The sequence below is a fragment of the Massilia sp. UYP34 genome (assembly GCF_056279385.1).
The window spans coordinates 172,048-191,686 of sequence record NZ_JBWBRF010000004.1 but is presented as its reverse complement, the minus strand read 5'-3'; the positions used below and the strand labels follow the sequence as shown (position 1 = coordinate 191,686).

The window sequence follows — 19,639 nt, the reverse complement described above, 5'->3', positions numbered from 1 at the left end:
TTCCCCCATTCTATTTTTGGGGGAAGTCATGCATCAACCACTGCCGTTCATGGTCGCCGGCGCCGCCGTGCTCCTGCTGGCCGCCTGCGGCGACAAGTCGACCTTGCCGGCCGGCGCCGACATGGGGTCGCAGCCGACCCTGACGGAGCCGAACAAGACGCTGGTTCCGACCGTCCACATCGCCCCGGCCAGGAGCTGGCCGGCGAACACGGCGCCGGTCGCGGCGCCGGGCCTGGCGGTCAACGCCTTCGCCACGGCGCTCGACCATCCGCGCTGGGTGTATGTGCTGCCCAATGGCGACGTGCTGGTGGCCGAGACCAACGCGCCGGAGCGTCCCGCCAAGAGCGGCATCGGCAACTGGGTGACGAGCAAGGTGATGGCGCGCGCCGGCGCCGGCGTGCCGAGCGCGAACCGCATCAGCCTGCTGCGCGACGCCGACGGCGACGGCGTGGCCGAGCTGAAACGCGTGTTCCTGAAAGACCTGAATTCGCCGTTCGGCATGGCGCTGGTGGGCGACACGCTGTACGTGGCCAATACCGACGCGGTGGTGCGCTTTCCGTACCAGGAGGGCGCGACCGAGATCCTGGATAAACCGCAGCAGGTGGCGCCGCTGCCGGGCGGTCCGCTGAACCACCACTGGACCAAGAACATCATCGCCAGCAAGGACGGCAGCAAGCTGTACGCGACCACGGGCTCGAACAGCAACGTCGCCGAGAATGGCATGGACGAGGAAAAGGACCGGGCCGCGATCCTGGAGATCGACGTCGCCAGCGGCCAGACGCGGGTGTTCGCGTCGGGCCTGCGTAATCCCAACGGCATGGCCTGGAATCCCGAGACCGGCGCCTTGTGGACCGTGGTGAACGAGCGCGACCTGATCGGCAGCGACCTGGTGCCGGACTACCTGACCTCGGTGAAGGATGGCGGCTTCTATGGCTGGCCGTACAGCTACTTCGGCAAGAACGTCGACACGCGCGTCAAGCCGCCGCGTCCCGACCTGGTGGAAAAGGCGATCGTGCCGGATTATGCGCTGGGCGCCCACGTGGCGGCGCTGGGCCTGGCCTTCTACGAAGGCTCGCTGCTGCCGGCGCAGTACAGGAACGGCGCCATCATCGGCAACCACGGCTCCTGGAACCGCAAGCCGCGTTCGGGCTACAACGTGGTGTTCGTGCCGTTCAAGGATGGACGGCCGGCGGGCAAGCCGGTGGAAATGCTGACCGGTTTCGTCAATCAGGATGGCGAGGCCCATGGCCGGCCGGTGGGCGTTGCGGTCGACCGCAAGGGCGCGGTGCTGGTGGCCGACGACGTCGGCAACGTGATCTGGCGCCTGGTGCCGGAGCCGGGTTAATTCGTAGGGTTGGCGGCTTTGCCGCCGACGCGGTGATAGCTGGCGTCAAGATCACCCGGCGCGAAACCGGGATCGTGATCGATCACCGCGTCGGCGGCGTAGCCGCCAACCCTACGCACAACCCGCCACTAACAGGACTGGAATCCCGGTCCACGCGATTGCCACGAACGCCAGCACGGAGCTGGCCGCGGCCACGTAATCCACGAATTCGGTCGACCCCTGCCGCAGTCGCTTGCCGCCGGCGGCGCCGCTCCATGCGCAGGCGGCCAGCGCCAGCAGCGTGGCGCCGCCCAGCAGCCAGGGATTCGGCCCTTCGGGCCGCCAGGCGCCCGGCGTGCACTGGGCCGCGGCCACGATATAGCTGAAGCCGAAGTGCGCGGCCCAGATCAGGAGGGGAAGCGAGGCGCGCGTGGCGCGCTGGAAGAAGCGGTCGTCCATATTCAATCCATCACCAGCAGCAGGCCGCGGATCACCACCATGGCGGTGATGCCCTGCAGGGTCACGTAATGCCAGATCAGCGCGATGTTGTCGCGCGTGGCGCGGTTTTCCGGCTTGACCAGGCCGCGCCAGGCGCGCACGCACAGGTAGGGCGCCGCGAGCAGCAGCACGAACACCATCACGCCCTGGAAGCCGAGCATGATCGAGATCGAGGCGCTCCACGCGTCGCGGGTAGAGTCCAGGTGCACCAGGCGCCAGCTGTGCACGTCGAGCAGGAAGGCGGCCGTGGTGCAGGCCAGCGCCGCAAGCGTGGTCCAGGCCATGCCGTGGCCCTTCAGGCGGCCGCTGAACCAGACCAGGACGGACCCCGCCAGCAGCAGGGCGGCGGCGCCGATGGTGTACATCCCATCGGGCAACGACGCGCCCGGCGGCGGGCAGATCTCGAGCCGCATCGACGTATGGATATAGGTGTAGGCGAACGACCAGAAGATCGCGTAGAGCACGATCAGCATGATGAAGGTGCCCCACCACGAATGCGAGGCAGTGCCGACCGCGCCGATCGGCAGCTTGATGCCGCCGCCGATCGACGCATGCGTCATGTTGACGCTGCGGTCCGATTCCCACAGCCAGCTGATGATGCAGACGATCGCGATGAAGCCGCAGATGAAGGCCGGCACCACCGCCTTCACGGTCAGCAGCAGGAAGAAGCCGGCCGTGCCGGCGGCGCCGATCACGGTCAGCCAGCTGTCGCCGGGCAGGATCATCAGGTAGTTGGGCTTCGCGGCGACCGGGCTGGTGGAGATCGTCTCGCGGCGGCCGGTGACGGTATTGGGCAGGTAATGGCGGCCTTCCGCCACTTCCTTCGACAGGGTCGGCTGGTCCCACAACGGGTCGTCGGACGTGACGATCGGGATGCTGCGGTTGCCGTAGTCCTCGGACGGCAGCCATTCGAGCGTGGCCGCGTTCCATGGATTGCCCACTTCTTTGGCCGGGCGGCGCAGGGTGCGGGTGGCGTCGACGATCATGGCCACGATGCCGAGGGCGAACATGAAGGCGCCGACGGTCGAGAGCATATTGAGCCAGTCCCAGCCCATCTCGTGCGAGTAGGTATAGACGCGCCGCGGCATGCCGTACAGGCCGGTGATGTGCATCGGGAAGAACGTGAGGTTGAAGCCGCCGAACAGCAGCCAGAAGATCCACTTGGCCCAGCGCTCCGACATCTGGTTGCCGTTGACGAGCGGCAGCCAGTAATAGATGGCGGCGAATACCGGGAACACCATGCCGCCGATCAGCACGTAATGCAGGTGGGCGACGATGAAATAGGTGTCGTGCACCTGCCAGTCGAACGGGACCACGGCCACCATCACGCCGGTCAGCCCGCCCAGCACGAAGATGAACATGAAGCCGAGCATGAACAGAGTCGGCGCATTCATCCTGATGCGCCCGCTCCATAATGTGGCGATCCAGCCGAACACCTGGATGCCGGTGGGGATCGCGACCGCCATGCTGGCCGCCGAGATCAGGCTCATCTCGAGCACGCCCAGGCCGGCGGTGAACATGTGGTGGGCCCACAGGCCGAAGCTGAAGATGCCGACGCCGACCAGCGCCACCACGATCACGCGCCGTCCCACCAGGCGGTTCTGGGCGATGGTCGGGATCATGGTCGAGATCATGCCGGCCGCCGGCAGGAAGATGATGTAGACCTCGGGGTGGCCGAAGAACCAGAACAGGTGCTGCCAGATCAGCGGGTCGCCGCCGCGCTCCGGATCGAAGAACGGCATGTCGAATGCGCGCTCGAGTTCGAGCAGCGTGGTGCCGGCGATCACGGCCGGGAAGGCGATGATGATCATCACGCCCACCACCAGCATCGCCCAGGCGTAGACGGGCATGCGGCGCAGGGTCATGCCCGGCGCGCGGGTGAACAGGATGCCGACGATCAGCTCGATGGCGCCGGCGATCGCCGAGATCTCGATGAAGCCGATCCCCAGCAGCCAGAAGTCGGCGTTCAGGCCGGGCGAATACTTTATGCTGGTCAGCGGCGGATACATGAACCAGCCGCCGTCCGGCGCCAGGCCCCAGAACAGGGTGCAGAAGAAGGCCAGGCCGCCGAAGGCATAGGCCCAGAAGGCGTAGGCCGACAATCGGGGGAAAGGCAGATCGCGCGCCCCCAGCATGTTCGGCAACAGGTAGACCGCGATCGCCTCGACGATCGGGATCGCGAACAGGAACATCATCACGGTGCCGTGCATCGTGAAGATCTGGTTGTAGGTATTGGCGGCCACCAGGTCGTTGTCCGGCACCGCCAGCTGCACCCGCATGATCAGGGCCAGGATGCCGGCCAGGATGAAGAACAGGATCGCCGTGCCGATGTACAGCAGGCCGATATTGGTGTTGTTGACCGACTTGAAGAAGCGCCAGCCGCTGGGGGTCTCCCAGATCTTTTCGAGGCGGGCCAGCTCCAGCGGTGGGCGCGGCAGCGGGTTGGGCAGTGTGTCGTCGTTCAGGGTAGCGTCGCGCGTCGTCATTTCAGGTGCTCGAGGTAAGTGGCCAGTGCGCGCAGGGTTTCGCCGTCCAGGTCTTGGGAAGGCGGCATGAACACGCCCGGCTTGATGGCTTGCGGGTCGGCGATCCAGCCGGCCAGCGTGCCGCGGTGGTTGCGCAAGGTGCCGGCCGCGATCTCGCGGCGGCTGCCGACGTGGGTCAGGTCGGGCCCGAGGCGCGAGGTGTCGGCGATCCTGGCCTGTTCCGAGAACGGCGGCACGTCGGTGACGCCGCGGATCGTGTGGCAGGCCTGGCATTGCTGCGCCAGGAAGGCGTCGCGGCCGCGTTGCAGCACCGTGGTGTCGGCCGGCAGGCTTGGCGCCGCCTGGCGCGCCAGCCAGGCGTCGAATTCGGGGCGCGGCAGGGCGATCACGTGGAAGGCCATGCGCGCGTGCTGCTCGCCGCAGTATTCGGCGCACTGGCCGCGGTACACGCCCGGCTTGTCGGCGCGCAGGGTCAGGCCGGTGACGCGGCCCGGGATCATGTCGCGCTTGCCGGCCAGCGCCGGCACCCACAGGCTGTGGATCACGTCGGACGCGCTCAAGCCAAGGTAGACCGACTCGCCGACCGGGATATGGATTTCGTTGGCGCTGATGATCTCGCGGTTGGTCGCCGGGTCGCGGTAGCGCACTTCCCACCACCACATCTTGCCGGTGACCGAGATCGTCATCGCACCGTGCGAGGTCTGCGGCGCCAGCTGCGCGCTGCGCCAGGTGCTCCAGGCGAGAAGGGCGGTGAGCACCACGACCGGGAAGGCGATCCCGGCGCCGAAGATCCAGACGGCGGGCCGGATCGGGCGCGCCTGGCGCCGCATGGCCAGCGTCAGCAAGGCCATCACGACGAGGAAGATCAGCGTGCCGCCGACGAACAGCACCCAGGTGAACTGGTGGATGATGGCGGCGTCGGCGCCTGCCGGGTGGAGGACGGATTGCAGATCGTTCATTTCAGCCGCTTCATCGCAACGTGTACATGAAGGCGGCCATGTGGCGCGCCTCTTCTTCGGAAATGCCAAGCGCCGGCATCAGGGTGCCGGGCTTGACCGCGGGCGGGTTGCGCAGGAAGCGAACCATGTTCTCGGGCTGGTTCGGGATGCTGCCCGCGATATAGCTCAGGCGGCCCATGGTTTGCAGCGACGGGCCGGCGTCGCCGTTCGTGCCCTGCACTTCCGGAATGAAATGGCAGGCTGCGCACTGGTATTGCTGGGTCAGCAGGCGGCCACGCTCCGGATCGCCGCCTTCGACGCGGCCGGGCTGGTCCTGGCTGCCACAGGCGCTCGCCAGCGCGGCGCACAGCAGCATGGCGCCGGCGCGCAACAGGTGGGGGAGGCCGTCTTGACAGGTATTCTTGCGCACGGTTGATTTTTCGTAAAAAGGCTGTGGCTTTTATAATACAAGAAATCAGATGTCATTTTTTTAACTGAACGCCCTAGGTTATGCTATCCAATCGCACACGACTTATCGTCAAGACCATGGTGCTGACCCTTGCGGGGGCAGGGCTGATCGGCGCCGTCATCGGTGCGATCGTCCTGCGCGGCGGGTTCTACAACATCGCCGCCACCCAGCAGCACTACCCGTTGATCTATACCGTGTTCGAGGAAGGCTTGCAGTACTCGGTGCAGAACCATGCGCGCGACATCCAGGTGCCGGAGGGGCTGGGCGCGCCCGAGCAGGTGCTGCGCGGCGCCGCCGTCTACCAGGCCAACTGCATCCAGTGCCATGGCGGGCCGGGCGTGGCGCCGCTCAGGCAGGGCATGAGCATGCAGCCGGTGCCGGGGCCCCTGGTCGACGCCGACGTCAACTGGGAGACGCGCGAGCTGTACTGGATCACCCGCAACGGCATCAAGATGAGCGGCATGCCGGCCTGGGAATACCACCTGAGCGACGGCGACATCTGGGACGTGGTGGCGTTCGTGTCGGCCCTGCCGACCATGACGTCGCAAGATTTTCGGCGCATGACCGCCCGCGAGGACGGCGCGCGCTCCGCAACACGAGAGGAGGCGCCATGAGCACGGCACGCATCACCGCATTGACGGCGCTGGCCATGCTGCTGGCGGCCTGCGGTCCGACACGGCCGGCGCCCGGCATCCAGGGCGATCCCGAGCGCGGCAAGATCGCGCTGACCCAGTACGCCTGCCATTCCTGCCATGCGGTGCCGAGCATCGCCGGCTCGCAGGTCTTCGTCGGCCGTCCGCTCGCCGACATGGCGGAGCGCCGCTACATCGCCGGCAAGGTGCCCAACACCCAGGCCAACCTGGTGCGCTGGATCATGGACCCGCAGGCGATCGACCCGGGCAACGCGATGCCGGCCATGGGCGTGAGCGAGCGCGATGCGATCGACATCAGCGCCTATCTTCTGAGCCGCTAGCCGATCCTTGGTATCATCGCCGGTTTGATGCGGGCCGCCAGCGGCCCCACGTTCACGACGAGGAAGACCACAATGAGATTGGTGCGCTATGGCCGCCCGGGCAAAGAGAAGCCGGGCCTGTTCGACGAAGAAGGCCGCCTGCGCGACCTGTCCGGCATCATCGACGACATCGACGCGTCGCAGCTGTCGGACAAGGCGCTGCGCAAGCTGGCGAAGATCGACCACAAGACCCTGCCGCTGGTGCGCGGCAATCCGCGCCTGGGCGTGCCGGTCAAGGGCGTCGGCAAATTCATCGGCATCGGCATGAACTACGCCGACCACGTCGCCGAAACCAAATCCGCGATGCCGACCGAGCCGGTGTTCTTCACCAAGGCGATCAGCTCCCTGAACGGCCCGGACGATGCGATCCTGCTGCCGAAAGGCGCGAAGAAGACCGACTGGGAAGTCGAGCTGGGCGTGATCATCGGCGCGCGCGCACAGTACGTGAGCGAAGAAGAAGCGCTGAAATACGTGGCCGGTTACTGCGTGGTCAACGACGTCTCCGAGCGCGCCTTCCAGTTCGAGATGGGCTCGCAGTGGGACAAGGGCAAGGGCTGCGACACCTTCGGCCCGGTCGGCCCGTTCCTGGTCACGCGCGACGACATCCATGACGTGCAGGACCTCGACCTCTACCTGGAGCTGAATGGCAAGCGCATGCAGACCGGGAACACGGGCAGCATGATCTTCAGCGTGGCGCAGATCGTCAGCTACGTGTCGCGCTTCATGACCCTGGAGCCGGGTGACATCATCACCACCGGCACCCCGCCGGGCGTGGGCATGGGCCGCTCGCCGCAGCGCTTCCTGAAAAAGGGCGACAAGCTGCGCCTGGGGATCGCGGGGCTGGGTGAGCAGCAGGCCGAGGTGGTCGCGTTTCCCAAGTAAGCCAATAGCACGTCGCTCCCGCGAAGGCGGGAGCCCAAGTTCGGGCCTCAATCCGGCATGCGCCAGTCGCCCTCTGCGGGCACGCTGGTGCGCGCCGTGTTCATCACCATCGCCAGCAGCGTGTAGTAGCCGTTGATCCCGATGAGGTCGACCACGCCGTGCGCGCCGAACAGCGCGAGCGCGTCGGCGTACACCTGGTCCGACACCGCCTTGCGCTGGTGCAGCTCGACGCAGAAGTCGTGCACCACCGCCTCGTCCACCAGCATGTCGCCAGGCCGTTCGCGCGCCGCGATGGCCGCGATGACCGACGACGGAATGCCCACCTGGGCCGCGATCGGCGCATGGATCGCCCACTCCACCTGCTGGTCCCACTGGCGCGCCGTGACCAGGATCGCCAGCTCCGACAGCCGTGCCCCGATCGCGCTGCGGTAGCGCAGGTACTCGCCCATGCGCTGCGCATGACGCATCAGCTCGGGGCTGCGCAGCAGCGGCACGAAGGGGCCGTAGACGGCGCCGCGCGGGCCGGCGATGATCTCCTGCGCGGCGGCGCGCTGGGCGTCGCTCAGTTCATGATCGGGGATGGGGCCAAGGCGCTCGCTTATTTGCTCAGTCATGTGCGCACTCATCTGTTGCTCCAATAGTGATCCCAAGAAAATATTCGCACGGCCCGCGCTAAAAATCAAAGAAAGCCGACGCATGCGCGCTTATCGTCAAGTGTCGTCCCTATCGGAGATCGGAGAAGCGTCCATGAGCCACATCATCCATCGCAGCCTGCGCCAGGTGCCGCCTCTCGCGGCCGGCGGCGAGGGCATCCTGCTGCGCGACAGCAACGGCAAGACCTACATCGACGCCAGCAGCGGCGCCGCCGTCTCTTCGCTCGGCCACGGCCACCCGGACGTGATCGCCGCCATGCACCGCCAGATCGACCGCTGCGCCTACGCCCACACGGCGTTCTTCACCACCGACGTGGCCGAGCAGCTGGCCAATCGCCTGGTCGAGGGCGCGCCGGAGGGCATGGGGGGCGTGTATTTCGTCTCCGGCGGCTCCGAGGCGATGGAGACCGCGCTCAAGCTGGCGCGCCAGTACTGGGTCGAGATGGGCGAGCCGCAGCGCACCTGCTTCCTGGCGCGGCGCCAGAGCTACCACGGCAACACGCTGGGCGCGCTGGGCGTGGGCGGCAACGAATGGAGAAGGCGCGCCTTCGCGCCGCTATTGAAGGATGCGCTGCGGGTGTCGGCCTGCTACGAGTACCGCGGCCGCGCCCAAGGCGTCAGCGTCGACGACTACACCGCCGCGCTGCTGGACGAACTGGAGACGACCATCCTGCGCGCCGGGCCCGAGAACATCATCGCGTTCGTGGCCGAGCCGGTGGTGGGGGCGACCGGCGGCGCGATCCCGCCCACGCCGGGCTACTTCCAGGGCGTGCGCGAGATCTGCGACCGGCACCGCATCCTGTTCATCGCCGACGAGGTCATGTGCGGCATGGGCCGCACCGGCACCATGTACGCGATCGAGCAGGACGGCGTGGCGCCCGACATCGTGGCCGTGGCCAAGGGCCTGGGCGCCGGCTACCAGCCGATCGGCGCGGTGCTGGCGCACGAGGCGATCGTCGAATGCCTGCGCAGCCGCAGCGGCATGTTCCAGCACGGGCACACCTATATCGGCCATCCGGTGGCGGCCAGCGCCGCGCTGGCGGTGCAGCAGGTGATCGAGCGCGACGACCTGCTGGCGCGGGTGCGCAGCCGCGGCGCGACGCTGCGCCGCATGCTGGGCGACGTGTTCGGGGTGCACGAGCACGTGGGCGACATCCGCGGACGCGGGCTGCTGCTGGCGCTGGAATTCGTGCGCGACCGCGAGACCCGGGAGCCGTTCGTGCCGGAGCGCAAGCTGCATGCGGCGATCAAGGCCGAGGCGATGGCGCGCGGGCTGCTGGTCTATCCGATGGGGGGCACGATCGATGGGCAGCGCGGCGACCATGTGCTGCTGGCGCCGCCGTTCATCGCGACGCCGGCGGATCTGTCCGAGATCGTGTCGCGCCTGAGCGATGCGGTGGAGGCGGCGCTTGCGAATTGAGGCGATCGTGGTGGGTTGAAAAGCTTAGGTTCCCGCCTTCGCGGGAACGACGTGCTAATGCTGCCGGCTACTGGAGCTTTCTACTGCCACCGCCATCGATCCGTCGTTCCCGCGAAGGCGGGAACCCAAGTCAGCCAGCAAATCAGTACCGCAAAATTACGCGACGACCTTGCGAATCCACTTGGCGATGTCCTGCACCTCTTCCAGGCACAGCGTGTGCTGCATCTGGTAGGCATGCCACTCGACCTGGTAGCCGAGCGACTCGAGCACCTTGCGCGAATCCTCGGCGCGCGCGAACGGCACCACCGGATCCTGCACGCCATGCGCCATGAAGATCGGCGTGGCCAGGCTGGCTTCATGGCGCTCGGCGCCGGCCACGCCCGCCAGCGGCAGGTAGCCCGACAGGCACATCATGCCGGCCAGCGGTTCCGGGTGGCGCAGGCCCGTCTGCAGGGTCATCGCGCAGCCCTGCGAGAAGCCGGCCAGGATGATGCGCGAAGCCGGGATGCCGCGCGCCTTTTCGCGCGCGATCAGCGCCTCCACCTGCAGCTGCGAGGCGCGCAGGCCGGCTTCGTCCTCGCGCCGCACCAGGTCGGTGGCGACGATGTCGTACCAGGAGCGCATCACGTAGCCGCCGTTGATCGTCACCGGCATCGTGTTCGCATGCGGGAACACGAAGCGGATGCCCGGCAGGCCGGCCAGGTCCAGTTCGCGCACGATCGGCACGAAGTCGTTGCCGTCGGCGCCCAGGCCGTGCAGCCAGATGATGGCGATCTCCGGGTTCGGTGCGGTGTCGATTTCGATGTTCTCAAGCAGCTGGCTCATGGCTTCCTTCAGTTAGGCGACGGGTGGACGCAATGCCGATTTGGGGCGGAAAGTCTTGCTCACGGCCGGATCGGTTTCCATGTAGGGGCCGCCGATCAGGTCGATGCAGTAGGGAACGGCGGCAAAAATGCCGCCGACGACCGTGTTGCCGGCGTCGTCCTTGAGACCCTCGAGGGTTTCCCTGATCGACTTCGGCTGGCCCGGCAGGTTCATGATCAGGGCCGCGTGACCGCCGGCGTCGTCCTGTACTTCGCGAATGACGGCGGTCTGGCGCGACAGGATCGCGGTCGGCACGAAGCGCAGGCTGATCTGGCGCATCTGCTCGCCGAAGCCGGGCATCTCCTTGGTGGCGACGGCCAGCGTGGCCTCGGGCGTGACGTCGCGCCGCGCCGGACCGGTGCCGCCGGTGGTCAGCACCAGGTGGCAGCGCGCGCCATCCACCAGTTCGACCAGGGTCGCCTCGATGGCGGCGCGCTCGTCGGGGATCAAGCGCGTCTCGACCCGAAATGGCGTGGTGATCGCTCCCGCCAGCCACTCGTTCAGCGCCGGGATGCCCTTGTCTTCGTAGACGCCGCCGCTGGCGCGGTCGGACACCGACACCAGGCCGATGACCAGCTCATGCGCCGGCATCGCTTCAAGCGTCGTCGGATTCGTCATCGTTGCCTTCTTCTTCAGGGTCGGCGTCGGCTTTCTTCTTCTTCTTGTTCAGGTCCTTCAGGATCTGGAAGATCTCGCGGTAGGCCTTCGGCGGCTTGGATTCCGCCACTTCCTTGCGCGCGTTGCGGATCAGGGTGCGCAGGTGCTGGACGTCGAGCTCGGGATTTTCTTCGAGCAGGACGGTCAGGGCCTTGTCGTCGGCCAGCAGCTTCTCGCGGCGGCGCTCGAGCGCGTGCAGGGCGGCGGTCTCGGACTTCGACGCGCCTTTCCAGCTGTCGATCGCGCGCTGGATGGCGGCGACTTCTTCCTCGTCCAGGGTGCGCATCTTCTTGCCCACGAATTGCATGGCGCGGCGGCGGCCTTCGTGGTTGGTGATGGTCTGGGTTTCGAGGATGACATCGCGCACGTCCTCCGGCATCGGCACGCGCTTGACGCGGTCGCGCGGCGCCTCGACCAGTTGCTCGCCGAGCTTTTGCAGCTCGTTCGACTGGCGCTTGAGCTCCGATTTGGAAGGGCGGTCGTATTCGGGTTCGAACTCGTTCGACTGGAAGCCGACCGAGCCGCGATTTGGATTAGGCATGATATGAATGATTTGATTGGCGCAGGGCCGATCAGTGAAAACTGTAAACGGCTGCTATGATAACTGTTTTAGGGCCTGCCAAGAAAAACACCTATGAACGACAACGCTTTTATCCACACCCAGGATCAGCTCAAACAGCTGGCGCGCGACGTGCTTGCGTTCGCCCGCGAGCAGGGCGCGACCGACGCTTCGGTCGAGATCAGCGAAGGGAGTGGTCTGTCGGTTTCTGTGCGTAAAGGCAACATCGAGACGATCGAGCAAAACAAGGACAAGGGCCTTGGCGTCACCGTCTACGTGGGCCAGCGCCGCGGCAATGCCAGCACCTCCGATTTCTCGACCGTCTCGCTCAAGGCCACCGTCGAGGCGGCCGCCAACATCGCCCGCTTCACCGCCGAGGACGATTGCGCCGGCCTGCCCGACGCCGACCTGCTGGAGCTCGCGCCGCGTGACCTGCGCCTGTTCTACCCATGGCAGATCAGCACCGAAGAAGCGGTGGAGCTGGCCAAGCGCTGCGAAAACGCCGCCTTCGAGGTCGACAAGCGCATCACCAACAGCGAAGGCGCCAGCGTCTACGTCCAGCAATCGCATTTCGTCGGCGCCAACTCGCGCGGCTTCATCGGCGGCTATCCGTTCTCGCGCCACACGCTCTCGGTGGCGCCGATCGCCGGCAAGGGCAACCAGATGCAGCGCGACGACTGGTACACCTCGTCGCGCAATCCCAAGGAACTGGCCAAGCCCGAGAAAGTGGGCCGCTACGCCGCCGAGCGCGCGCTGGCGCGCCTGAATGCGCGCAAGCTGGACACCCGCACCTGTCCGGTGCTGTTCGAAGCGCCGCTGGCCGCCGGCCTGATAGGCGCCTTCGTGCAAGCCGTGTCGGGCGGCGCGCTGTACCGCAAATCCACGTTCCTGCTCGACACGCTGGGCAAGCAGGTATTCCCGTCGCATATCCAGATCGTCGAAGACCCGCACCTGATCGGCGCGGTCGGCTCGGCGCCGTTCGACGAAGAGGGCGTCAAGACCGTGCGCCGCAAGGTGATCGCCGATGGCGTGCTGCAGGGCTACTTCCTGTCCTCGTATTCGGCACGCAAGCTGGGCATGCAAACCACCGGCAATGCCGGCGGCTCGCACAATCTCGAGATCGTCTCCAAGGACACCCGCCGCGGCGACGATTTCGAAGGCATGCTGCGCAAACTCGGCACGGGCCTCTTGGTCACCGAACTGATGGGTCAGGGCGTCAACTACGTGACCGGCGACTATTCGCGCGGCGCGTCGGGCTACTGGGTCGAGAACGGCGTCATCCAGTATCCGGTCGAAGAGATCACCATCGCCGGCAATATGCGTGAGATGTTCCAGCAAATCGTTGCCGTCGGTAACGATACCCTTGTACGCGGTAACAAGACCACCGGCTCGATCCTGATCGAAAAGATGGTCGTGGCCGGAAACTGAAACAGGAGCGCGCCATGGGCCGATTCGTCCGCATCGACAAGGAAACCAGCCCCAAGACGGTGCTGCTCAATCTCGACCTGGTGGCCACCGTCGAGCTGGCCCCGCAGTCCGACCTGCTCAGCTCGGGCGCGGACAGCCGCAAGGTGTACGCCACTTTCCTGGCGCACGATAAAACCGCGATCGCGACCCTGCATTTCGACAGCAGCGCGGATGCGAATGCCTGGGTCAACACCCACCTGGGCGTCCAGCTCTGAACGCGGCAGCCGCCGGAGCGGCGACTCAAGAGGCGGCCTGAACCTGGCGCGCCACTACCACCACCACCAACACCAGCAACAACAACAACAACAACGCCCCGCATGCGGGGCGTTGTCGCGACAGCGGAGCGTGCTTACCGTGCTTACCTGACCGCGCGGATCGCGTTCAGCACCGGCTGCAGCACCGCCGCGCCCAGGCGCGCGCTGCGCGCGCCGTCCCAGCCGACTTGCGGGTCCGGGTCGTTGGCATTGTCCTTGAACGGCAGTTCCAGCGTGAGCGACAGGCAGCCGAAGGCGTGGGTGACGTGCGGCGAACCCATGGTCAGGGTCTCGTCGGTGTACGGGGTGGCGCCGTAGCCGTGCGCGTCCTGGAAGTCCGGGCTGGCGATCTTGAAGTCGGCGATGAAGCGGTCTTGCGCTTGGCGCTGCTCGGTGGTGAAGTTCGGCAGGGATTCGCTGCCGGCCACGAACACATAGGGCAGGCCCTCGTCGCCGTGCACGTCCAGGCACAGGTCGACCCCTGTCTCGTGCATCTTCTGCAGCACCAGGAACACCTCGGGGCTGCGCTCCATGCTCGGATTGAGCCACTCGCGGTTCAGGTTCGCGCCGGCCGCGTTGGTGCGCAGGTTGCCGCGCACCGAGCCGTCCGGGTTCATGTTCGGCACCACATAGAACACCGACTCTTTCAATAGCTGGCGCCCGAACGGGTGGGCCGGATCGAGCAGCGCGTCGAGCATGCCTTCGACGAACCATTCGGCCATCGTCTCGCCCGGGTGCTGGCGCGCGATCACCCACACCTTCTTTTTACCCTCGGCCGGCTCGCCGATCACCAGCATGTTCAGGTCGCGGCCATCGACGGTCGAGCCCAGGTCGAGCATGCGCACGTTTTCCGACATCTGGGCGCGGTCCAGCAGCTCCAGGTGGCGTTCCCACGAATACGGCTCGAAATAGGCGTAGTAGACGCTGTCCATGCCCGGCGTGTGCTCGATGGTGAGCACCTGGCCGTCGTAGCTGGTCGGCACGCGGAACCAGTTCACGCGGTCGTAGCTCGCCATCGCCTGGTAGCCTTCCCAGCCGGCCGGATAGGCGGCCTGGCCGGCGTTGAGCAGGCGGATCGAGCAGGCTTCGCCCTGCGCGCCCTGCAGGCGGAAGTAGAACCACTGGATGATGTCGGCGTGCGAGTCCTTGCGGATGTTCAGGTCGATGGCGTTGGCGCTGGTGGCGTTCACGACCTCGATGGCGCCAGCGTCGAATTGGCTGCTGATCTTGATAGACATGGTGTTGTCCTGTGTTGAGAGGGTACGTTGAAGCAGCGATGATACCCGTTTTCGGTTAGAAGCTATCCCGATAGGCAAGGCCTGAGTCACCCTTCCAGGCCGCCGAAGCGGCCGTAATAAGCGGCGTCGGCTTCCGGCGTCGCCGCGTCTTCCTTGCGCAGCATCGCCAGCACGTGCTCCTGGGCGCGCGCGTGGCACAGGCGGTAGATGGCGCGCGCCAGCGCGTAGGCGTCGGTCCCTGGCCACGGCTGCGGCAACAGGGAGAGCGGCAGCATCGGGTCGTCCAGCTGCACCCGGCGGTAGGCGTGGATCAGCAGGGTACGGATCGCGAACGCATGCTCGGGCGTCACGTCGCCCTTGCCCAGCATGTCGGGCAAGGGCGCGAAGCGGTCGATGAAGCCGCGATAGGCATTGACCACCGCTTCCAGGCTCCAGCAGTCGCCCACCAGCTCGGGCAGCGGCCGCGTGCCCATGCCGGGCAGCGCGTCGGCCTGGCACACGAATACCTTGTCGGTGGCGTCGGCGCGCGCCAGGATCTCGCGCAGCGTGTCGCGCTCGGGCGCCGGATGCGCCATCACGCCGGTGGCCAGCATCGCGAAGCCCTCCCACTCGAGTTCCTTGCGCAGCAGGGCGCGCAGCTCGGCGTCGATGCCGGCGCCCTTGCCATGCGGGGCCAGCACGAAGGTCCAGCGCCCGTCCCAGTCCAGGCCCGGCGCCGAATAGATGCGGCGGTTGGCGCGCTCGAAGCGCGGCAGCGCCTTCGGCTCGATCGCATAGCGGCTGCGCCGGCCCTCGCGGCTGGCCGTCAGCCAGCCTTCCTGCACCAGCCGGAACACGCTGGTGCGCACCAGCCGGTCGCCCACGCCGAGCGGGCCCACCAGGTCGATCATGCTGCCCAGCCAGAAGGCGCCGCCGTGCGGGGCAATGGTGTCGCCGCACACGGTCACCACCAGCGACTTGTGGCGCGGCGGATCGAGGGCCAGGTCGTGGGCGATCCACTCAGCGCTGGACAGTCGTTTCATGATTAAGGTCAAGTTTTAGTGATGCAATATGATTCAAAATTATTGTGTACATCAAGTTTTTTGTATCGTATTATGATTTGGACGGGTTTGCAATTGTAGAGAACCACGGGGGAAGCGATGTACGCACAGATGGTGGAGACCGGCCTCAAGAAAGTCCGCACAGAACAGGACATGAGCGCCGAAGAGCAGGCGTTCCAGGCGCGCATCGACGCCGGGATCAAGATCGAACCGCAGGACTGGATGCCGGAAGCGTACCGCAAGACGCTGGTCCGCCAGATTTCGCAGCACGCGCATTCCGAGATCGTCGGCCAACTCCCGGAGGGCAACTGGGTGACGCGCGCGCCGACCCTGCAGCGCAAGTCGGTCCTGCTGGCCAAGATCCAGGACGAGGCCGGCCACGGCCTGTACCTGTACAGCGCCGCCGAGACGCTGGGCGTCTCGCGCGACGAGCTGCTGGCGGCCCTGCACGCCGGCAAGGCCAAGTACTCGAGCATCTTCAACTATCCGACCCTGAGCTGGGCCGACATGGGCGCGATCGGCTGGCTGGTGGACGGCTCGGCCATCATCAACCAGATCCCGCTGTGCCGCTGCTCGTACGGCCCGTACGCCCGCGCCATGGTGCGCGTCTGCAAGGAAGAATCCTTCCACGCGCGCCAGGGCTACGACATCATGATGGCGCTGGCCAGGGGCACGCCGGAGCAGAAGGCGATGGCCCAGGATGCGCTGAATCGCTGGTGGTGGCCGTCCCTGATGATGTTCGGCCCGTCGGATGCCGAATCGGTCAACAGCGCGCAATCGACGGCCTGGCGCATCAAGCTGTTCTCGAACGACGAGCTGCGCCAGCGCATGGTCGACCAGACCGTGCCGCAAGCCGAGTATCTGGGCCTGACGATTCCCGATCCCGACCTCAAGTGGAATGAGGCGCGCGGCTCCTACGATTTCGGCGCGATCGACTGGTCCGAGTTTCATAACGTCCTGAAGGGCAACGGCCCCTGCAACCGCGAGCGCCTGCGCACGCGCGTCAAGGCATGGGACGACGGCGAATGGTTCCGCGACGCCCTCGTCGCCCACGCCGACAAGCAAGCCGCCAAACAAGCCGCCGCATAAGAACAGCCTGAAATCCGTGGGGTGGACGGCTCCGCCGTCCACGCGTTCAATCCACGCCGGCGCACCGCACTAACGGAGACAGCAACATGAGCAAAGAATGGCCCCTGTGGGAAATCTTCATCCGCAGCCAGCACGGCCTCGCCCACAAGCACGTCGGCAGCCTGCACGCCCCTGACGCCGAGATGGCGATCAACAACGCGCGCGACGTCTACACCCGCCGCAACGAAGGCGTGTCAATCTGGGCGGTGCGCGCCGCCGACATCGTCGCCAGCAGCCCGCTTGATAAGGAAGCGCTGTTCGAGCCGGCCAACAGCAAGGTCTACCGCCACCCGACCTTCTTCCCGATGCCGGAAGAAGTCAAGAACCTGTGAGCGCGCCTGGAGGCCGATGAGATGGACGCGAAGTACGAATACCTGCTGCGCCAGGGCGACAACGCCCTGATCCTGTCCCAGCAGCTGTGCCAGCTGGTGGGCAAGGGCCCCGCGCTCGAAGAAGACATGGCCTTGTCCAACGTCGCGCTCGACCTGCTGGGCCAGACCCGCATGTGGCTGACGTATGCGGGCGAACTCGAAGGCAAGGGCCGCGACGAAGACCGCCTGGCCTTCCTGCGCGATGCCATCGAGTACCGCAACTGCCTGCTGGTCGAGCAGCCCAACGGCAGCTATGCCGACACCCTGATGCGCCAGTTCCTGTTCGACACCGGGCACTATTTTCTGATGGACGGCCTGACCCGCTCGAGCGACGAGCGCATCCGCGAGATCGCCGCCAAGTCGGTCAAGGAAGTCACCTACCACCTGCGCCGCAGCGGCGACCTGGTGGTGCGCCTGGGCGACGGCACCGACAAGAGCCGCGCCATGATGCAGACGGCGCTCGACGAGCTGTGGATGTACAGCGGCGAGATGTTCCTCTATGACGAGATCGACGATGCGATGGTGGCGCAGGGCGTGGCGCCGCCGGCCGACGCGCTGCGCAAGGAGTGCCTCGACCACATGGCCGACATCTTCAACGACGCCACCTTGAGCATGCCGCCGCCGGACGCCTGGATGCAGCGCGGCGGCAAGCAGGGCCGCCACAGCGAGCGCCTCGGCTTCATCCTGGCCGAGATGCAGTTCCTGCAGCGCGCCTATCCGGGGTCGACCTGGTAATGACCGCCTTGGACGTCAGCCTCGACCAGGTCTGGAGCTGGCTCGGCGAAGTCGCCGACCCGGAGATCCCGGTCATCTCGGTGGTCGATCTCGGCATCGTGCGCGCCGTGCGCCTGGAGGGTGAGGAATGCGTGGTCACGATCACGCCGACGTATTCCGGCTGTCCTGCGATGCAGGTGATCTCGGATTCTGTCAGCGAAGCCCTGCACGCGCATGGCCTCGAGCAGGTCCGCATCGAGCGCCGCCTGTCCCCCGCCTGGACCACCGACTGGATGAGCGCGGCCGGCAAGGCGGCATTGAAGGGCTACGGCATCGCGCCGCCGGTGCAGCAGGCGATCGACGTCAGCGGCCTGCACGCCGGCATCCGCCGCCGCGCCGCGCCCGACGTCGCCTGCCCGCACTGCGGCTCGCCCCACACCCGACTGACCAGCGAATTCGGCTCGACCCCGTGCAAGGCGCTGTACAAGTGCCTCGACTGCCGCGAGCCGTTCGACTATTTCAAATGCCACTAAGTTGTCACTAAGTTGCTACTAAATTGCCACTGAGGCCGCAATGACCAGGTTCTATCCACTGACCGTCGCGAAGGTGAAGCACGAGACGCGCGACGCCATCGCCGTCACCTTCGACGTCCCGCCCGAGCTGAAGGACGCCTTCGCCTACCGCCAGGGCCAGTACCTGACCCTGCGCGCCACCATCGATGGCGAGGACGTGCGCCGCTCGTATTCGATCTGCTCGGCCGTGCAGGACGCGCAGCTGCGGGTGGCGATCAAGCGCTGCAGCGGCGGGCTGTTTTCCAGCTGGGCCAACGACAGCCTGCAACCCGGCGCCACGCTGGAAGTGATGCCGCCGGCCGGCAACTTCAACGTGCCGCTCGACGCGGCCAGCAGCCGCCATTACCTGGCGTTCGCCGCCGGCAGCGGCATCACGCCGATCCTGTCGATCGTGAAGACCACGCTGCAGGCCGAACCCGAGAGCCGCTTCACCATCGTCTACGGCAACCGCGCCTCGTCGAGCGTGATCTTCCGCGATGAATTGACCGACCTGAAGGACCAGTACATGGAGCGCCTGCGGCTGGTGTACGTGATGAGCCGCGAGCAGCAGGACATCGCGCTGTTCAACGGCCGCATCACCGAAGACAAGTGCCGCCAGTTCCTGCGCCACTGGATCGATATCCGGGACATCGACGTCGCCTTCATCTGCGGCCCGGAAGACATGATGCACGGCGTCTCGCGCGCGCTGCAGGCGGCCGGCCTGCCGAAGGAGCGGATCCGGATCGAACTCTTTGCCGCCAGCGCGCCGGCGCGCGCGCGCATGCCGCGCGCCGTGCAACCGGCAGCGCGAAGCCTGACCGAAGTGACCGTGATCATGGACGGCAGCGCCGCCAGCTTCACAATGGACAAGGACAAGGAGTCGCTGCTGGAGGCCGGCCTGCGCGCCGGGCTCGACATGCGCTACTCATGCAAGGGCGGCGTCTGCTCGACCTGCCGCTGCAAGGTGCTCGATGGCGAAGTCGAGATGGACGTGAGCTACGCGCTCGAAGACTACGAAGTCGCGCGCGGCTTCGTGCTGAGCTGCCAGAGCTTTCCGGTCACCGACAAGGTCGTCGTCGATTTCGACATCCACGAGTGAGCGAATCGATCGATA

22 protein-coding genes are annotated in these 19,639 nt (G+C 66.5%); 12 read left to right on the top strand and 10 right to left on the bottom strand.

Features of this window, described 5'->3' with window-relative positions:
• The first annotated feature begins 28 nt into the window (after positions 1–28).
• The gene (locus ACZ9AQ_RS09705) at positions 29–1,345 is read left to right on the top strand and encodes a PQQ-dependent sugar dehydrogenase (protein WP_429203554.1); all 1,317 of its coding nucleotides are present in this window, start codon (positions 29–31) and stop codon (positions 1,343–1,345) included.
• Between the two features lie 111 nt (positions 1,346–1,456).
• Here the strand turns inward: ACZ9AQ_RS09705 and ACZ9AQ_RS09700 are convergent, their stop codons facing one another.
• The 4 genes from ACZ9AQ_RS09700 to ACZ9AQ_RS09685 are packed head-to-tail and all read right to left on the bottom strand — an operon-like array spanning position 1,457 to position 5,676.
• On the bottom strand, positions 1,457–1,783 hold the full coding sequence (locus tag ACZ9AQ_RS09700; RefSeq protein WP_429203553.1) for a hypothetical protein: 327 nt from the start codon (positions 1,781–1,783) through the stop codon (positions 1,457–1,459).
• A 2-nt stretch (positions 1,784–1,785) separates the two neighbouring features.
• Positions 1,786–4,308 carry a cytochrome c oxidase subunit I gene (gene ctaD, locus ACZ9AQ_RS09695; protein ID WP_429203552.1) on the bottom strand — a complete coding sequence of 841 codons (2,523 nt, stop codon included), beginning with the start codon at positions 4,306–4,308 and terminating at the stop codon, positions 1,786–1,788.
• Positions 4,305–5,267, bottom strand: coding sequence for a cytochrome c oxidase subunit II (coxB, locus tag ACZ9AQ_RS09690; protein ID WP_429203551.1), 963 nt, complete (start codon positions 5,265–5,267; stop codon positions 4,305–4,307). The genes ctaD and coxB overlap by 4 nt, the downstream gene beginning before the upstream one ends.
• Before the next feature lie 10 nt (positions 5,268–5,277).
• Positions 5,278–5,676 (bottom strand): c-type cytochrome, encoded by a 399-nt coding sequence (locus ACZ9AQ_RS09685; protein WP_429203550.1) that lies wholly within the window; start codon positions 5,674–5,676, stop codon positions 5,278–5,280.
• Between the two features lie 80 nt (positions 5,677–5,756).
• Between ACZ9AQ_RS09685 and ACZ9AQ_RS09680 the strand changes: the two genes are divergently transcribed.
• The 3 genes from ACZ9AQ_RS09680 to ACZ9AQ_RS09670 all read left to right on the top strand — a co-directional run bounded on the left by ACZ9AQ_RS09680 (position 5,757) and on the right by ACZ9AQ_RS09670 (position 7,609).
• Complete coding sequence (locus ACZ9AQ_RS09680) at positions 5,757–6,329, top strand: c-type cytochrome (RefSeq protein ID WP_429203549.1); 573 nt, start codon at positions 5,757–5,759, stop codon at positions 6,327–6,329.
• On the top strand, positions 6,326–6,688 hold the full coding sequence (locus ACZ9AQ_RS09675; protein WP_429203548.1) for a c-type cytochrome: 363 nt from the start codon (positions 6,326–6,328) through the stop codon (positions 6,686–6,688). Before ACZ9AQ_RS09680 ends, ACZ9AQ_RS09675 begins: the two co-directional genes overlap by 4 nt.
• A 72-nt stretch (positions 6,689–6,760) precedes the next feature.
• Entirely contained in the window at positions 6,761–7,609 is an 849-nt protein-coding gene (locus ACZ9AQ_RS09670; protein ID WP_429203547.1) for a fumarylacetoacetate hydrolase family protein, read from the top strand.
• 47 nt (positions 7,610–7,656) lie between these two features.
• On the opposite strand, the gene ACZ9AQ_RS09665 is transcribed toward ACZ9AQ_RS09670, so the two are convergent.
• Positions 7,657–8,211 carry a carboxymuconolactone decarboxylase family protein gene (locus tag ACZ9AQ_RS09665; RefSeq protein WP_429203704.1) on the bottom strand — a complete coding sequence of 185 codons (555 nt, stop codon included), beginning with the start codon at positions 8,209–8,211 and terminating at the stop codon, positions 7,657–7,659.
• A 145-nt stretch (positions 8,212–8,356) separates the two neighbouring features.
• On the opposite strand from ACZ9AQ_RS09665, the gene ACZ9AQ_RS09660 reads away from it, so the two are divergent.
• Positions 8,357–9,682 carry an aspartate aminotransferase family protein gene (locus ACZ9AQ_RS09660; protein ID WP_429203546.1) on the top strand — a complete coding sequence of 442 codons (1,326 nt, stop codon included), beginning with the start codon at positions 8,357–8,359 and terminating at the stop codon, positions 9,680–9,682.
• 156 nt (positions 9,683–9,838) lie between these two features.
• On the opposite strand, the gene ACZ9AQ_RS09655 is transcribed toward ACZ9AQ_RS09660, so the two are convergent.
• From ACZ9AQ_RS09655 to yjgA, 3 genes are read right to left on the bottom strand one after another with little or no spacing between them, the layout of a single operon-like run.
• Positions 9,839–10,507: an alpha/beta hydrolase gene (locus ACZ9AQ_RS09655; protein ID WP_429203545.1), complete on the bottom strand. Its 669-nt coding sequence runs from the start codon at positions 10,505–10,507 to the stop codon at positions 9,839–9,841.
• Between the two features lie 12 nt (positions 10,508–10,519).
• Positions 10,520–11,164: a molybdopterin adenylyltransferase gene (mog, locus tag ACZ9AQ_RS09650; protein WP_429203544.1), complete on the bottom strand. Its 645-nt coding sequence runs from the start codon at positions 11,162–11,164 to the stop codon at positions 10,520–10,522.
• Entirely contained in the window at positions 11,142–11,744 is a 603-nt protein-coding gene (yjgA, locus tag ACZ9AQ_RS09645) for a ribosome biogenesis factor YjgA (RefSeq protein ID WP_429203543.1), read from the bottom strand. The genes mog and yjgA overlap by 23 nt, the downstream gene beginning before the upstream one ends.
• Positions 11,745–11,837: 93 nt before the next feature.
• Between yjgA and pmbA the strand changes: the two genes are divergently transcribed.
• Both pmbA and ACZ9AQ_RS09635 read left to right on the top strand, forming a co-directional pair.
• Complete coding sequence (pmbA, locus tag ACZ9AQ_RS09640) at positions 11,838–13,190, top strand: metalloprotease PmbA (RefSeq protein ID WP_429203542.1); 1,353 nt, start codon at positions 11,838–11,840, stop codon at positions 13,188–13,190.
• A 14-nt stretch (positions 13,191–13,204) separates the two neighbouring features.
• Complete coding sequence (locus tag ACZ9AQ_RS09635) at positions 13,205–13,444, top strand: hypothetical protein (RefSeq protein WP_429203541.1); 240 nt, start codon at positions 13,205–13,207, stop codon at positions 13,442–13,444.
• A gap of 143 nt (positions 13,445–13,587) precedes the next feature.
• On the opposite strand, the gene ACZ9AQ_RS09630 is transcribed toward ACZ9AQ_RS09635, so the two are convergent.
• On the bottom strand, positions 13,588–14,721 hold the full coding sequence (locus ACZ9AQ_RS09630) for a M14 family metallopeptidase (RefSeq protein WP_429203540.1): 1,134 nt from the start codon (positions 14,719–14,721) through the stop codon (positions 13,588–13,590).
• An 86-nt stretch (positions 14,722–14,807) separates the two neighbouring features.
• Positions 14,808–15,743 carry a phenylacetic acid degradation operon negative regulatory protein PaaX gene (paaX, locus tag ACZ9AQ_RS09625; protein WP_429203539.1) on the bottom strand — a complete coding sequence of 312 codons (936 nt, stop codon included), beginning with the start codon at positions 15,741–15,743 and terminating at the stop codon, positions 14,808–14,810.
• A gap of 117 nt (positions 15,744–15,860) precedes the next feature.
• Here paaX and paaA point away from each other — a divergent pair, with 117 nt between their 5' ends.
• The 5 genes from paaA to paaE all read left to right on the top strand — a co-directional run bounded on the left by paaA (position 15,861) and on the right by paaE (position 19,624).
• The gene (gene paaA, locus ACZ9AQ_RS09620) at positions 15,861–16,850 is read left to right on the top strand and encodes a 1,2-phenylacetyl-CoA epoxidase subunit PaaA (RefSeq protein ID WP_429203538.1); all 990 of its coding nucleotides are present in this window, start codon (positions 15,861–15,863) and stop codon (positions 16,848–16,850) included.
• An 86-nt stretch (positions 16,851–16,936) separates the two neighbouring features.
• Positions 16,937–17,221, top strand: coding sequence for a 1,2-phenylacetyl-CoA epoxidase subunit PaaB (gene paaB / locus ACZ9AQ_RS09615; RefSeq protein WP_429203537.1), 285 nt, complete (start codon positions 16,937–16,939; stop codon positions 17,219–17,221).
• A 21-nt stretch (positions 17,222–17,242) separates the two neighbouring features.
• On the top strand, positions 17,243–17,995 hold the full coding sequence (paaC, locus tag ACZ9AQ_RS09610; RefSeq protein ID WP_429203536.1) for a 1,2-phenylacetyl-CoA epoxidase subunit PaaC: 753 nt from the start codon (positions 17,243–17,245) through the stop codon (positions 17,993–17,995).
• Entirely contained in the window at positions 17,995–18,507 is a 513-nt protein-coding gene (gene paaD / locus ACZ9AQ_RS09605) for a 1,2-phenylacetyl-CoA epoxidase subunit PaaD (protein WP_429203535.1), read from the top strand. Before paaC ends, paaD begins: the two co-directional genes overlap by 1 nt.
• A gap of 40 nt (positions 18,508–18,547) precedes the next feature.
• On the top strand, positions 18,548–19,624 hold the full coding sequence (gene paaE, locus ACZ9AQ_RS09600) for a 1,2-phenylacetyl-CoA epoxidase subunit PaaE (RefSeq protein ID WP_429203534.1): 1,077 nt from the start codon (positions 18,548–18,550) through the stop codon (positions 19,622–19,624).
• Positions 19,625–19,639 lie beyond the last annotated feature (15 nt).

Coding starts and splice junctions, on each gene's coding strand:
- ACZ9AQ_RS09705 (WP_429203554.1), top strand. CDS start 29: ATGCATCAACCACTGCCGTTCATGGTCGCCGGCGCCGCCGTGCTCCTG.
- ACZ9AQ_RS09700 (WP_429203553.1), bottom strand. CDS start 1,783: ATGGACGACCGCTTCTTCCAGCGCGCCACGCGCGCCTCGCTTCCCCTC.
- ctaD (WP_429203552.1), bottom strand. CDS start 4,308: ATGACGACGCGCGACGCTACCCTGAACGACGACACACTGCCCAACCCG.
- coxB (WP_429203551.1), bottom strand. CDS start 5,267: ATGAACGATCTGCAATCCGTCCTCCACCCGGCAGGCGCCGACGCCGCC.
- ACZ9AQ_RS09680 (WP_429203549.1), top strand. CDS start 5,757: ATGCTATCCAATCGCACACGACTTATCGTCAAGACCATGGTGCTGACC.
- ACZ9AQ_RS09675 (WP_429203548.1), top strand. CDS start 6,326: ATGAGCACGGCACGCATCACCGCATTGACGGCGCTGGCCATGCTGCTG.
- ACZ9AQ_RS09670 (WP_429203547.1), top strand. CDS start 6,761: ATGAGATTGGTGCGCTATGGCCGCCCGGGCAAAGAGAAGCCGGGCCTG.
- ACZ9AQ_RS09660 (WP_429203546.1), top strand. CDS start 8,357: ATGAGCCACATCATCCATCGCAGCCTGCGCCAGGTGCCGCCTCTCGCG.
- ACZ9AQ_RS09655 (WP_429203545.1), bottom strand. CDS start 10,507: ATGAGCCAGCTGCTTGAGAACATCGAAATCGACACCGCACCGAACCCG.
- mog (WP_429203544.1), bottom strand. CDS start 11,164: ATGACGAATCCGACGACGCTTGAAGCGATGCCGGCGCATGAGCTGGTC.
- yjgA (WP_429203543.1), bottom strand. CDS start 11,744: ATGCCTAATCCAAATCGCGGCTCGGTCGGCTTCCAGTCGAACGAGTTC.
- pmbA (WP_429203542.1), top strand. CDS start 11,838: ATGAACGACAACGCTTTTATCCACACCCAGGATCAGCTCAAACAGCTG.
- ACZ9AQ_RS09635 (WP_429203541.1), top strand. CDS start 13,205: ATGGGCCGATTCGTCCGCATCGACAAGGAAACCAGCCCCAAGACGGTG.
- ACZ9AQ_RS09630 (WP_429203540.1), bottom strand. CDS start 14,721: ATGTCTATCAAGATCAGCAGCCAATTCGACGCTGGCGCCATCGAGGTC.
- paaX (WP_429203539.1), bottom strand. CDS start 15,743: ATGAAACGACTGTCCAGCGCTGAGTGGATCGCCCACGACCTGGCCCTC.
- paaA (WP_429203538.1), top strand. CDS start 15,861: ATGTACGCACAGATGGTGGAGACCGGCCTCAAGAAAGTCCGCACAGAA.
- paaB (WP_429203537.1), top strand. CDS start 16,937: ATGAGCAAAGAATGGCCCCTGTGGGAAATCTTCATCCGCAGCCAGCAC.
- paaC (WP_429203536.1), top strand. CDS start 17,243: ATGGACGCGAAGTACGAATACCTGCTGCGCCAGGGCGACAACGCCCTG.
- paaD (WP_429203535.1), top strand. CDS start 17,995: ATGACCGCCTTGGACGTCAGCCTCGACCAGGTCTGGAGCTGGCTCGGC.
- paaE (WP_429203534.1), top strand. CDS start 18,548: ATGACCAGGTTCTATCCACTGACCGTCGCGAAGGTGAAGCACGAGACG.